The 14410-nt window shown below is 72.3% G+C and carries 4 protein-coding genes; 2 read left to right on the plus strand and 2 right to left on the minus strand.

Annotated elements, in window-relative coordinates; translation table 11 throughout:
• Nucleotides 1-3: 3 nt before the first annotated feature.
• Complete coding sequence (locus tag C7S10_RS17010) at nt 4-642, minus strand: TrmH family RNA methyltransferase (RefSeq protein ID WP_108345762.1); 639 nt, start codon at nt 640-642, stop codon at nt 4-6.
• A gap of 67 nt (nt 643-709) precedes the next feature.
• Here C7S10_RS17010 and C7S10_RS17015 point away from each other — a divergent pair, with 67 nt between their 5' ends.
• Nucleotides 710-1438 (plus strand): DedA family protein, encoded by a 729-nt coding sequence (locus C7S10_RS17015; protein ID WP_108345643.1) that lies wholly within the window; start codon nt 710-712, stop codon nt 1436-1438.
• Nucleotides 1439-1556: 118 nt separating this feature from the next.
• A complete protein-coding gene (locus tag C7S10_RS17020; RefSeq protein ID WP_108345644.1) occupies nt 1557-13907 on the plus strand; it encodes a DUF11 domain-containing protein in 12351 nt (4116 codons plus the stop codon).
• Here C7S10_RS17020 and pyrE read toward each other — a convergent pair.
• Nucleotides 13870-14400: an orotate phosphoribosyltransferase gene (pyrE, locus tag C7S10_RS17025; protein WP_108345645.1), complete on the minus strand. Its 531-nt coding sequence runs from the start codon at nt 14398-14400 to the stop codon at nt 13870-13872. The genes C7S10_RS17020 and pyrE overlap by 38 nt on opposite strands.
• Nucleotides 14401-14410 lie beyond the last annotated feature (10 nt).

The following is a 14410-nucleotide window of genomic DNA, read 5'->3' on the forward strand; positions in this document are numbered from 1 at the left end:
ACCTCAGCCGCGCCAGGCGTCGCCGCCCGACAGGTCCGCGTGCTCGCGGATCCAGCCGTGCATCGCGATCGCCGCCGCCGAGCTGGCGTTGATGGAGCGGGTCGAACCGAACTGCGCGATCGAGAAGGTCCCGTCGCACACCTCGCGCGCCACCTCGGAGAGCCCCGGGCCCTCCTGGCCGAAGAGGAAGCACACCTCGCGTGGCAGCGCCATCGTCTCGAGGTGCGCAGCGCCGGGGAGGTTGTCGATGCCGAGCAGCCGCACACCGCGCTCGTGCAGGTAGGAGGCCAGGTCCTCGGGCGTCGGGTGGTGCCGCACGTGCTGGTAGCGGTCGGTGACCATCGCACCGCGACGGTTCCAGCGCCGGTTGCCGACGATGTGGACCTCGGCGGCGAGGAAGGCGTTGGCCGTGCGGACGATCGTGCCGATGTTGAAGTCGTGCTGCCAGTTCTCGATCGCGACGTGGAATCCGTGCCGCCGGGTGTCCAGGTCGGCGACGATCGCCTCGAGCCTCCAGTAGCGGTAGCGGTCGACCACGTTGCGCCGGTCGCCCTCGCGCAGCAGCTCCGCGTCGTACTCCTCACCGACCGGCCACTCGCCCTCCCACGGACCGACGCCGACCTCGGGCGGGCCGTGCGGCATCGGGTCGTACGGCGCTCGCTCCACGAGGCAACCCTATGCGGGTCCTCCCGTTAGGCTGACCGGCGTGATGGCGCTCCTGGATCTGCATCCGCTCCTGCTGGGCATGGACTGGATGGATCCCAACTGGCTCCTCGACCAGTTCGGGCAGACGCTCTTCTGGCTCAGCCTCGCCATCATCTTCGTCGAGTGCGGACTGTTCTTCCCGTTCCTGCCGGGCGACACCCTGCTGTTCGCGATGGGGCTGTTCATCGCCGGCGACAAGATCAGCATCGTCCCCGGTCACCACTCGATCGACCTGGTGATCGCGATGGTGCTCTTCGTCGTCGCGGCGATCGGCGGCAACGTGGCCGGCTACGAGATCGGTCGCGCCATCGGGCCGCCGCTCTACGAGCGCGACGGACGGATCCTCAAGCGCAAGTACTTCGACCAGACGACCGCCTTCTTCGACAAGCACGGCAACAAGGCGCTGGTCATCGGCCGCTTCGTCCCGTTCGTGCGCACCTACATCACCGTCGTGGCCGGGGTGACCCGGATGGACCGACGGCGGTTCTTCTTCTGGAGCCTCGTGGGCGCGGTCGGATGGGTCCTGTCGATCACGCTGCTGGGCTACTTCCTCGGCGCGGCCTTCCCGTGGCTCGGGGAGAACATCGACTACGCGATCATCGCGATCCTGGCCTTCTCGGTGATCCCGATCGCCTGGGAGTGGTGGCGCCACAAGCGCACGGCCGGGCCGGAGGCCGCGGACAACGACGGGGACGGGGTGCCCGACCGCAACATCGCGGGCCAGGACGTCTAGCACCCGAAGATCAACAGGACCTCCAAGAATCGGCAAAATCTACCGTATCCTCGGCCCCGAATCGAAGTTGTAGCGGCACCGGCGGGTCGTCCGCCCGGTCGACTCGGCGAGGGGCACGATGGCACCGCACGCACGACCCACATCCGTCATGTCGGTGCTGCGCGCCGCCGCCGCCCTGCTGATGGTGGTGATGGGGCTCGCGCTGGTCGTGATCGTGCCGGCGTCTCCCGCCGATGCGGCGGTGATCCGTCCGTTCACGGAGGTCTACTCCGCGCAGACCAACGGGTCGTTGCAGGTCACGGGCAACACCGTGATGACGTGCGGTACGGCGACGAACTGCGCGCAGACCCAGAGCGGCGCCGTCGCCGGCAGCAACAACAACTTCACCATGTCCTTCCTGGACGTCGACTCCGACGCCACCACCACCCGTTCGTCCTCGGCCAACCTCACGATCCCGACGGGCGCGCGCGTGCTGTACGCCGGCCTCTTCTGGGGCGCCGCCCGCACGGCCGGCACCGGAGGCACGGCCGCGACCGGAACGGTCGGCAACATCAAGTTCCGCGCCCCGGGCGCAGCGGGCTACACGACGCTGAGCGCCGGGCAGGTCGACAACCAGACCAGCGCGACCAACGACTACTCGGCCTACCGCGACGTGACCAGCATCGTCCAGGGCGCCGGTGCCGGAACCTACTGGGGCGCCGACATCGCCGCGGCCACCGGCGCCGACCGCTACGCCGGCTGGAGCCTGGTCGTCGCGATCGAGGACCCCTCGGCCCCGCTGCGCGACCTGTCGGTCTTCTCCGGCTACGCCACCGTCACCGGCACCGAGGTCGTCGACACCTCCATCTCCGGCTTCCTCGCTCCCCCGTCCGGTGCCGTGGGCGCCAAGTTCGGCACCGTCACCTACGAGGGTGACCAGGGCATCACCGGCGACTACTTCCAGGTCAACAGCTCCCGCCTCGCCGACGCCCAGAGCCCGTCGGCCAACTTCTTCGGCAGCCGGGTGACGGTCGGTGGCGCCAACCTCACCAACCGCAACCCCGCCTCCCTCAACAACCTCGGCATCGACGCGAAGGTCGTCGACGCCCCCGGCGTCATCCCCAACGGCGCCACGTCGGCGAGCCTCCGCTTCGCCTCGACGGGCGACTTCTACTACCCGGCCGCGCTCACCACCCAGATCGACCTCTACGCGCCCACCATCCAGGGCACCAAGACCGCCACCAACCTCTCCGGGAACAGTCCCGCCAAGACCGGTGACGTCCTGGAGTACGCCATGACGTTCAGCAACACCGGCGACGACGCGGCCATCAACTCGGTGATCACCGACGTCGTCCCGCCCAACACCACCTATGTCCCGGGCTCGATGCGGATCACGGCGGGCGGCAACCAGGGCGCCAAGACCGACGCCGCCGGCGACGACCAGGCGGAGTACGACGCCGCCAGCCGCACCGTGCGGGTCAGGGTCGGGCAGACAGCGACGGCCAGCGCGGGCGGGCGTCTCGCGCCGGCCAACACCACGACCGTCACCTTCCAGACCCGGGTGGACTCCGCGGCCGCGGGCACGACCCTGAGCAACAGCGCGCTGCTGAGCTATCGCGCCGAGACGATCGGTCGCGACTACACCTACCGCACCGCCGACGTCCTCACCCCGGTCGCGGACGAGGCGGACGTGTCGATCACCAAGACCGCGGCGCCAGAGCCGGTCACCGCGGGCAACCAGATCACCTACACCCTCACCGCCCGCAACGCCGGCCCCACGGCCGCGTCGGGCGTCTCGGTCGTCGACACACTGCCCACCGGGGCGACCTACGTCTCGAGCAACCCCTCGACCGGCACCTGCGCGGTCAACGGCCAGACCCTGACCTGCGACCTCGGCACGGTCGCGTCCGGCGCCGCGCCGACGATCACCGTCGTCGTCCGCGTGCCACCGGACTCCGACGCCACGTCGCTGACCAACGTCGCCCGCGTGAGCGCGACCACCTCCGACCCCAACCCGGCCAACAACACCGCCTCGGTGAGCACCACGGTCAACCGGCAGGCCGACCTGTCCCTGACCAAGAGCGTCTCGCCGGCCAACCCGGTCCCGGGCACCGACGTCACCTACACCCTGGTCGCGACCAACAACGGCGCCTCGCGCGCGGCCACGGTGGCCCTCACCGACACCCTCCCCAGCTCGCTCGCCGTGCGTACGGCGACCACGAACCGCGGCACCTGCACCATCACCGGCAACCAGGTCTCCTGCACAGCGGCCGGGCTCGACCCCGGCCAGACCATGCAGGTCGTCGTCACGGCCGGCGTCCCCTCCAACGCGACCACCGCCGCGCTGACCAACAACGCCCGCGTGGGTTCCGCGACGCCCGACCCCAACGCGGCCAACAACGCGGCCTCCGCCACCGTCACCCCGGCCGCGCCGCGCGCCGACCTGGTCGTGACGAAGCAGGCCGTCACCTCGCCCATCGTCGCCGGGCGACCGGTGCAGTACCTCGTGACGGTCACCAACAACGGTCCCTCCGACGCCGCCGCCGTGACGCTGGCCGACCCCGTCCCGGGCAGCATCTCGGCGATCTCGGCCACCCCCACGGCCGGCACCTGCAGCGTGGCCGCCGGGACCGTCACCTGCGCGCTGGGCGCGCTCGCGTCCGGTCGCTCGGTCCAGGTCACCGTCGGCGGCCAGCTGGCCCCTGGCGCGACCGGCGACCTGGTCAACGCGGCCACCGTGTCCTCCCCGACCACCGATCCCACGCCGGGCAACAACACCGGCACGTCCACCGCGCCCATCACGACGAGCGCCGACCTGGCGATCACCAAGACCGCGACGCCGCGCCCGGTCATCGACGGTGCCGTGGCGACGTACGAGATCGTGGTGACCAACAACGGGCCGTCGGTGGCCCGTGCCGTCAGCGTGGTCGACCCGGTGCCGGCGGCGCTGACCTATCTCGGGTCGACGAGCAGCCAGGGCACCTGCACGGCGTCGGGCACACCGACGCAGGTCACCTGCGCCGTCGGCGACCTGCCGGTCGGTGCCAGTGCCACGGTCACTGTCCAGGCCCGGACGCCGGGCGACGGGAGCGGGACCGGTGCGACCAACACGGCGACCGTCTCGTCGCCCACCCCCGACCCGGTCGCCGGCAACAACAGCGCGACCTACGTCCTGCCGACCGGCGCCCAGGCCGACCTGGTGATGAGCAAGACCGCCACCCCCAACCCGGTGGTCGCGGGTCAGCAGGTGACGTTCCGGCTGACCGCCCGCAACAACGGTCCGTCGCAGGCGACCGGTGTGCGGATCACCGACGCCGTGTCGGCGCGGGTGACCGGCGTGGCCGTGTCTTCGCCCGGCGCCGACTGCAGCGCCACCGCAGGCAACAACGTCTCCTGCCTCCTGCCCACGCTCGCCAGCGGCGCCGACTTCGTGGTCGTCGTCACCGGCACCGTCGCGCCCGGGTCGCCCACCGGACCGCTGGTCAACGACGCCTCGGTGACGTCGCAGACCCCGACGGACCCCTCGCCCGACAACAACACCGCGACCGCCACCACCGACGTCGTCAGCTCCGCCGACGTGTCGGTCACCAAGACCGGACCCGCAACAGCGGACGCCGGCACCAACGGGACCTGGACCCTCCAGGTGCGCAACGCGGGCCCGTCCACCGCGACCGGCGTCGTCCTCACCGACGCCTTCCCCGAGGGCGTCACGTTCGTCTCCTCCACGAGCACCCCGGCCGGGACGTCCTGCACGGCGGCCGACCGGACCGTGACCTGCCCGATCGGCGCCATCGCCCCGGGCGGCCTGGTCACGGTCACCGTCACCGGTGCGATCGCCTCCGGTGTCCCCGCGGGCACGGCCCTGCGCGACGTCGGCGGCGTCTCCTCGACCACCCCCGACCCGACCCCGGGCAACAACAGCGCCGCCTTCACCACCAACGCCACCGAGTCGTCCGACGTCCGCATCGCCAAGTCGGTCACGCCGGACACGATGACCCCGGGCGCCGAGTCCGTCTACAGCCTGCGCGTCACCAACGCCGGCCCGTCGGACGCGCGCACCGTCGTCGTGACCGACACCCTCGACGCCAGCCTGGCGATCCGCGAGGCGACCTTCGAGGGCGGCACCTGCCAGGTCACCGGCCAGCAGGTCACCTGCACCCGGCCTGTGCTCCCCAACGGTGCCGACGCGCTGGTGCGGATCCGGGTCCTGGTCGCTGCGGGTCGTACGGCGCCGGTGTCCAACACCGGCTCGGTGACCAGCGCCAGCGACACCACGCCGGGCAACAACAGCAGCACGATCACGACGCCGGTCGCGCCACGCTCCGACCTCCAGATCATCAAGCTCGCCTCCGACGCCCAGATCGCCGCCGGCGAGGGGGTCACCTTCACCCTCACGGTCGTCAACAACGGCCCGTCGGCCGCGTCCGCGGTGACCGTCGCCGACACCCTCCCGGGCGGGCTCGTGCCGGCCACGGCCACCACCCCGACCGGCTCGTGCACGGTGGCGGCCCAGCAGGTCGACTGCGCCCTCGGCACCCTCCAGCCCGGAGCCGCCGTGACCATCACCGTGGTCGCCGGGTCGCCCCCCGCCGCGGCGACGGGGCCGCGAACCAACACCGCGACCGTCGCCTCGTCCACGACCGACCCGACGCCCGACAACAACTCGAGCTCGGCGACGGTCACGATCAACGACCGGGCCGACGTCTCGGTCACCAAGACCGCGAGCTCCGACTCGGTGGTGCCCGGCCGGCAGGTCGTGTGGACCATCGTCTTCTCCAACGCCGGGCCCTCGACCGCGCGCAACGTCACGGTGACCGACCGGGTGCCCGACGGCGTCACGGTCGTCTCCGCGATCCACGGCACCGTGACCCCGTGCGACATCGCGGGACAGCTCGTCACCTGCAACCTGGGCGACCGCCTGCCGGGCCAACGCGTCGTCACGATCACCGGCACCGTCGCGTCGGGCTTCGCGGGCAACACGATCGCCAACACCGCGCGCACCGACAGCACGACGCCCGACCCGACCCCCGGCAACAACAGCAGCACCGTCACCTCGCCGATCTCGCGGCTCTCCGACCTCGAGATGATCAAGACCATCTCGCCGGCCAACCCCGTCGCCGGCCAGCGGGTCACCTACACGCTGTCGGTCTACAACAACGGACCGTCCGACGCCCTCAACCCACAACTGATCGACCAGCTGCCCAGCGGCCTCACCGACGTGGTCATCAACCGCCCGACGCTGCAGGGGGTCCCCGCGACCGCCGAGTGCGAGCTGCGCCCGCCGACCGATCCCGGCACCGCCGACAACCCCACCGCACCGACCGTCTTCTGCTCGGGCCCCGTCTTCCGCGCCAACCTGCCGGCCCGGGTGATCGGTAGCGTGGAGGCCACGATCGCCCCGGGCTTCACCGGCACCCTCACCAACACCGGGCGCGTCAGCTCGGACACGATCGACGTGGCCGCCGCCAACAACGAGTCCGTGGTCTCCACGGTCATCGGCGCCTCGGCCGACGTGTCGATCACCAAGTCGGTCAGCCCGGCCAACCCGGTGCCGGGCCAGCCCGTCACCTGGACCGTGACCGCGCGCAACGCCGGCCCCTCGGTGGCCCGCAACGTCGTCGTCCGCGACGACGTCAACGACGCGATCACCGGGCTCACCGCCACCACCGGCGCCACCCCCAACCCCTGCTCCGTGGCGACCGGCAACGACGTCACCTGCTCGCTCGGCGACCTCGCTCCCGGTGCCGTCGTCACGATGACGATCAGCGGAGGCGTGCCGCCCGGGTTCACCGGCGCGCTGGACAACACCGCCACCGTCTCCTCGCCCACCGACACCACGCCCGGCAACAACAGCGCCACCGCGACGTCCACCACCGCCCCGGCCGCGGACGTGTCGATCACCAAGTCCGTCTCCCCGACGGCACCGGTGCCCGGCCAGCCTGTCTCCTGGACCCTCACGGTGCGCAACACCGGACCGTCGGTGGCTCGCAACGTCGTCGTCCGCGACGACGTCGTCGACCCGATCACCGGGCTCACCGCCACCACCGGCGCCACCCCCAACCCCTGCACCGTCGCGGCCGGCAACGACGTCACCTGCTCCCTCGGCGACGTCGCGCCCGGAGCCGTCGTCACGGTGACCATCACCGGCGGCGTGCCACCCGGGTTCACCGGGGCCCTGAACAACACAGCCACCGTCGCGTCGCCCACCGACACCACGCCCGGCAACAACACCGCGACCACCACCAGCAACGCCGACCCGCGTGCCGACGTGTCGATCGTCAAGACGGCGACCCCGGCCAACCCGGTGCCGGGACGACAGGTGACCTACACGCTCGTGGTGACCAACAACGGCCCCTCGGTGGCGCGCAACGTCACCCTGGACGACGACGCCAACGACGCCCTGACCGGGCTCACCGCCACCACCGGCTCCACGCCCAACCCGTGCACCGTCGCCGCCGGCAATGTCGTCGCGTGCTCGCTGGGCGACCTCGCCCCGGGCGCAAGCGTCACGGTCACGGTCGCAGCCGGCGTCCCGGCGGGCTACACCGGCATCCTGTCCAACACCGCGACCATCGCCTCGCCGACCGACGTGACCCCGGGCAACAACTCCTCGACCGCGTCGGGCGCGACCAACCCCGACGCCAACGTCTCGATCACCAAGGGTCTGAGCCCGGCCGCCCCGGTGCCCGGCCGGGACGTCACCTACACCGTCGTGGTCACCAACAGCGGTCCCTCGGTGGCGCGCAACGTCACGGTTGCCGACGACGTCGCCGACGTCCTCACCGGGGTCACCGCCACCACCGGCGCCACCCCCGACCCCTGCACGGTGAGCGCCGGCAACGACGTCGCCTGCTCGCTGGGCGACCTGCCGGCCAGCGGGCCCGGCTCCACCGTCGTCGTCACGATCACCGGTCGACTGCCGGCCGACTTCACCGGCGACCTCACCAACACCGCCACCGTCGCCTCCCCCACGGACTCGACCCCCGGCAACAACAGCGCCACGGTCACCGGCACCGCCGCGCCGGCGGCCGACGTGTCGATCACCAAGTCCCTCACGCCCGCCACCCCGGTCCCGGGCCAGGCGGTCACCTACACCGTGACGGTCACCAACAACGGCCCCAGCGTGGCTCGGGACGTGCTGGTGCGCGACGACGTCGACGACGCCCTCACCGGCCTCACCGCCACGGTGCCGTGCGCCGTCGCGGCCGGCAACGACGTCACCTGCGACCTCGACGACCTCGACGTCGGCGAGACGGTGACGCTCACCCTCACCGGCACGCTCCCGGCCGGCTTCACCGGCGCGCTCGACAACACCGCCACCGTCGCGTCGCCCACCGACAACACTCCCGGCAACAACTCGGCGACCGCGAACGGCACCGCGCAGGCGCGGGCCGACGTCTCGATCACCAAGTCGCTGAGCCCGACCTCCCCTGTCCCGGGCGCCGGCGTCACCTGGACCGTCGTCGTGGCCAACGCGGGCCCGTCGACCGCGCGCAACGTCGTGGTGCGTGACGACGTCGTCGACGCCATCACCGGACTCACCGCCACCACCGGCGCCACCCCCAACCCGTGCACCGTCGACCCCGGCAACGACGTCACCTGCACGCTCGGCGACCTCGCCCCCGGCGGCTCGAGGACCATCACCCTGTCGGGTGGACTGCCGGCCGGCTTCACGGGCGACCTCGTCAACACCGCCACGGTGAGCTCGCCGACCGACACCACGCCGGGCAACAACAGCGCGACGGCGACCGGGACCGCGGCTCCCAACGCCAACGTCGGCATCACCAAGACCGTCTCGCCCAGCAACCCGGTGCCCGGCACCGACGTGACCTGGACGGTCGTCGTGGGCAACACCGGTCCGTCGACCGCACGCAACGTCGTCGTGCGTGACGACGTCAACGACGCGATCACCGGACTCACCGCCACCACCGGCGCCACGCCCGACCCGTGCGCAGTCGCGGCCGCCAACGACGTCACCTGCACCCTGGGCGACCTCGCCCCCGGCGCCACGGTGGTCATCACACTGGCCGGCGGCGTGCCCGCCGACTTCACCGGCCAGCTGAGCAACACCGCGACGGTGAGCTCGCCGACCGACACCACGCCGGGCAACAACTCGGCGACGGCCAATCCCACGACGCTGCCGGGTGCCGACCTGTCGATCGTCAAGACGTCGGCGCCCACCGTGCCGGTCCCCGGCCGCGACATCAGCTACACCGTCACGGTCACCAACGCCGGACCGTCGGTCGCCCGCGACGTCGTGATCGCCGACGACGTCGACGACGCGCTCACCGACGTGACGGCCAGCGCCCCGTGCGTCGTCGCCGCCGGCAACGAGGTGACCTGCGAGGTCGGCGACCTCGGCGTCGGCGGCGTGAGCGCCTCGGTCACCATCACCATCACCGGCCGCGTCCCGGCCGACTTCACCGGCCGGCTCGACAACACCGCCACGGTCGCCTCCCCGACCGACAACAACCCCGGCAACAACAGCTCCACGGTCACCGCGACCGCCGACCCGCAGGCCGACGTGTCGATCACCAAGACCGCGGCTCCGGCCAACCCGGTGCCGGGTCGCGACCAGAGCTGGACGCTGAGCGTCACCAACGTCGGCCCGTCGGTGGCCCGCCAGGTCCTCGTCACCGACGACGTCGACGACGCCCTCACCGGGCTGAGCGCGACCACGGGGACGACGCCCGACCCGTGCGCCGTCGCGGCCGGCAACGCGGTGACCTGCGACCTCGGGGACCTCGGTGTCGGCGAGACCGTCACCGTGACGATCTCGGGTCGTGTGCCGCCGGGCTTCACCGGTGCCCTGTCCAACACCGCCGCCGTCGCGTCGCCCACCGACGTCACCCCCGGCAACAACACCAGCACCACCAACGGCACCGCCGACCCGCAGGCCGACGTCTCCATCACCAAGACCGCCACCCCGATCGACCCGGTCCCCGGCCAGGACGCCAGCTGGACCCTCGTCGTCTCCAACGGCGGCCCCTCGGTGGCCCGCAACGTCGTGGTCCGCGACGACGTCCTCGACGCCATCACCGACCTGAGCGCCACCGCACCGTGCACCATCGCGGCCGGCAACGACGTCACCTGCAACCTCGGCGACCTGCCCCCGGGCGCCAGCCGGACCATCACCCTCACCGGCGGCCTCCCGGCAGGCTTCACCGGCGCCGTCGACAACACCGCCACCGTCGCCTCGCCCACCGACAACACTCCCGGCAACAACACCAGCACCACCAACGGCACCGCCGACCCGCAGGCCGACGTCTCCATCACCAAGACCGCCACCCCGATCGACCCGGTCCCCGGCCGCAACGCGTCCTGGACCGTCACGGTGACCAACGCCGGACCCTCGGTGGCGCGCGACGTCGTGGTCCGCGACGACGTCCTCGACGCCATCACCGACCTGAGCGCCACCGCACCGTGCACCATCGCGGCCGGCAACGACGTCACCTGCAACCTCGGCGACCTGCCCCCGGGCGCCAGCCGGACCATCACCCTCACCGGCGGCCTCCCGGCTGGCTTCACCGGCGCCGTCGACAACACCGCCACCGTCGCCTCCCCGACCGACGTCACCCCCGGCAACAACACCAGCACCACCAACGGCACCGCCGACCCGCAGGCCGACGTCTCCATCACCAAGACCGCCACCCCGATCGACCCGGTGCCCGGCCGCAACGCGTCCTGGACCGTCACGGTGACCAACGCCGGACCCTCGGTGGCGCGCGACGTGGAGATGACCGACGACGTGCTCGACGACCTGACGGGCGTCACCGCGACGACCGGCACCACGCCCAACCCGTGCACCGTCGCGGCGGACAACGTCGTCACCTGCGACCTCGGCGACCTTGCGCCGGGGTCGAGCCGGACGATCACGATCACCGGTGCGGTGCCGGCTGACTTCACCGGAGCCGTCGACAACACCGCCACCGTCGACTCGCCCACCGACAACACTCCCGACGACAACGAGTCGACCACCAGCGGCACCGCCGACCCGCAGGCCGACGTCGCGATCACCAAGACCGCCACCCCGGTCAACCCGGTGCCCGGCCAGGACGCCAGCTGGACCATCACGGTGACCAACGCCGGCCCGTCGGTCGCGCGCCAGGTCGTCGTCACCGACGACGTCATCGACGCGATCACCGGCCTGACCGCCACCGCTCCGTGCACGATCGCGGCCGGCAACGAGGTGACCTGCGAGCTCGGCGACCTCGATCCGGGCGACACCGTCACGCTCACGCTCACCGGCGGGCTCCCGGACGACTACACCGGCGCGGTCGACAACACCGCCGTGGTCACGTCACCCACCGACGTCACCCCGGGCAACAACTCCGACACGACCAACGGCACCGCCAACGCGCGCGCCGACGTCTCCATCACCAAGACCGCCGACCCGCTCGACCCGGTCCCCGGCCAGGACGCCGCCTGGGAGCTGGTCGTGGCCAACGACGGCCCCTCGGTCGCCCGCCAGGTCGTCGTCACCGACGACGTCATCGACGCCCTCACCGGGGTCACCGCCACCACCGGCACCACGCCCGACCCCTGCACGGTCGCCGCCGGCAACGTCGTCACCTGCGAGCTCGGCTCCCTGGCGCCGGGTGACTCGGTGACGATCACCATCAGCGGCCGCCTTCCCGCCGGCTACACCGGCGCGATCGACAACACAGCCACCGTGGACTCACCGACCGACACCACGCCCGGCAACAACGAGTCGTCGACCAACGGCACCGCCGACCCGCAGGCCGACGTGTCCATCACCAAGACCGCCGACCCGATCGACCCGGTCCCCGGCCAGGACGCCGCCTGGCGGGTGGTCGTGACCAACGACGGCCCCTCGGTCGCCCGCCAGGTCGTCGTCACCGACGACGTCATCGATGCGCTCACCGGCGTCACGGCCACCACCGGCACCACGCCCAACCCGTGCACGGTCGCCGCGGGCAACGTCGTCACCTGCGAGCTCGGCGCGCTCGACCCGGGCGACTCCGTCACCGTCACCGTCACCGGCCGCCTTCCCGCGGGCTACACCGGCGACATCGACAACACAGCCACCGTGACCTCGCCGACCGACACGACGCCCGGCAACAACACGGCGACCACCAACGGCACCACCTCACCGGGCGCGGACGTGTCCATCACCAAGACCGCCGACCCGATCGACCCGGTCCCCGGGAAGGCCGCGGGCTGGACGCTCACGGTGACCAACGCCGGCCCGTCCACGGCCCGCGACGTGGTCGTCACGGACGACGTCATCGACGCGCTCACCGGCGTCACCGCCACCACCGGCGCCACGCCCAACCCGTGCGCGGTCGCCGCCGGCAACGTCATCACCTGCGAGCTCGGCTCCCTGGCGCCGGGCGACACGGTGCGGGTCACGGTCGCCGGCGCCGTACCTCCCGGCTTCACCGGTGCCGTCTCCAACACCGCCACCGTGTCCTCACCGACCGACAGCACCCCCGGCAACAACACGGCCACCACCGACGGCACCGCCAAGCCGACCGCCGACGTGTCCATCACCAAGACGCTGGCGCCCGCGGAGCCGGTGGCCGGCGGACCGGTCACCTTCACGCTCACCGTCGCCAACGCCGGACCGTCGACGGCTCGCGACGTGGTCGTCGCCGACTCGTTGATCGCGGCCCTCGGCGACGTGAGCGCGACGATGACGGCCGGCGGTTCCTGCGCCGTCACCGGCCGCGACGTCTCGTGCCGGGTCGACACCCTGGCCCCGGGAGCGACGGAGACGATCACCGTGCGCGCCACCGTCGCGCCCGACTTCACCGGCGACGTCACCAACGTCGCGACCGTCACCTCCAGCACCCCCGACCCCGACCAGGCCAACAACAGCGCCAGCGTCACCGAGGCGCTCGGCTCGGGCAGCTGCGCCAACGCCCGCGGCGCACGCGTCACGGTCTGCCCCGAGCTCGAGATCACCAAGGTCGCCTCGGTCGCCAAGGCCGACCCGGGCGACAAGGTCGACTTCGAGATCACCGTCCGCAACCTCGGCCCGTCCGCGGCCAGGGACGTCACCGTCGTCGACGAGCTGCCCGACGAGCTCCGCCTGGTCGGGGCGCGGATCGAGGACGGTCAGGGCCGCGTGGCCACGAAGGGCTCGACCACGACCGCGACGATCGCCTCGCTGCCTCCAGGCGCCGCCACGACCATCACGGTCGTCACCCGGCTCGCCCCGGACGCCGACGGTGCGGTCCGCAACGTCGCGACCGCCTCGACCGACCTCCCGGGCGGTCAGGTGGAGTCGGAGTCGGCGGGCGACGTCGTCCGGGTGACGCAGCCGGACCAGCAGGACGACGACGGGTCGGACGGACCCGACAAGCCCGCGCCCGGGCCGGGCACAGACGATGACGACGACGGGGTCCTGCCCGACACGGGGCTCGGCGCCGGCCTGCTCCCGCTCGGGGCGCTGAGCGCGCTGCTGGTCGCGGGCGGGCTGTTGCTGATCAGGCGCTCGACGCGGCGTCCAGCTCGGCGCGAGTGAGGACGGAGCGGATCTCGAGTCCGACGTCGGCGAGCGGGTTCTCGCCGGCGGGCGAGCGGTCGATCGCGCAGACCACGACCTCGACGATCGCGCCGGCCTCGCGCAGGGCGTTGGTCGCGTCGCGGACGGCGCCGCCGGTGGTGATGACGTCCTCGATGATCGTCACCCGCCGACCGGCCACGTCCGGCCCCTCGGCGAGCTTGCAGGTGCCGTACTCCTTGGCCTTCTTGCGCACGAACAGCGCCGAGGTGCCGGTCTTGGCGCTGACCATGGTGGCGATCGGGATGCCGCCCATCTCGAGGCCGCCCAGCAGCTCGGTGTCCTGCGGGAGGAGGTCGAGCATCTGCGTCGCGACGCGGTCGAGGAGCGCCGGGTCGGCCTCGAAGAGGTACTTGTCGAAGTAGGTGTCGGCGACCTGGCCCGACCGGAGGGTGAACTCCCCCGTCAGTCGGCAGAGCGCGTCGATGTCAGCGGCGAGGGCGGTGTCGGCCATGCGCGCGAGC

It is taken from the genome of Nocardioides currus (assembly GCF_003057875.1).
Taxonomy (GTDB): domain Bacteria; phylum Actinomycetota; class Actinomycetes; order Propionibacteriales; family Nocardioidaceae; genus Nocardioides; species Nocardioides currus.

Excerpts from the sequence above, each read along its gene's own strand:
- C7S10_RS17010 (WP_108345762.1), bottom strand. The coding sequence starts at position 642 with ATGCCGCACGGCCCGCCCGAGGTCGGCGTCGGTCCGTGGGAGGGCGAG.
- pyrE (WP_108345645.1), bottom strand. The coding sequence starts at position 14,400 with ATGGCCGACACCGCCCTCGCCGCTGACATCGACGCGCTCTGCCGACTG.
- C7S10_RS17020 (WP_108345644.1), top strand. The coding sequence starts at position 1,557 with ATGGCACCGCACGCACGACCCACATCCGTCATGTCGGTGCTGCGCGCC.
- C7S10_RS17015 (WP_108345643.1), top strand. The coding sequence starts at position 710 with ATGGCGCTCCTGGATCTGCATCCGCTCCTGCTGGGCATGGACTGGATG.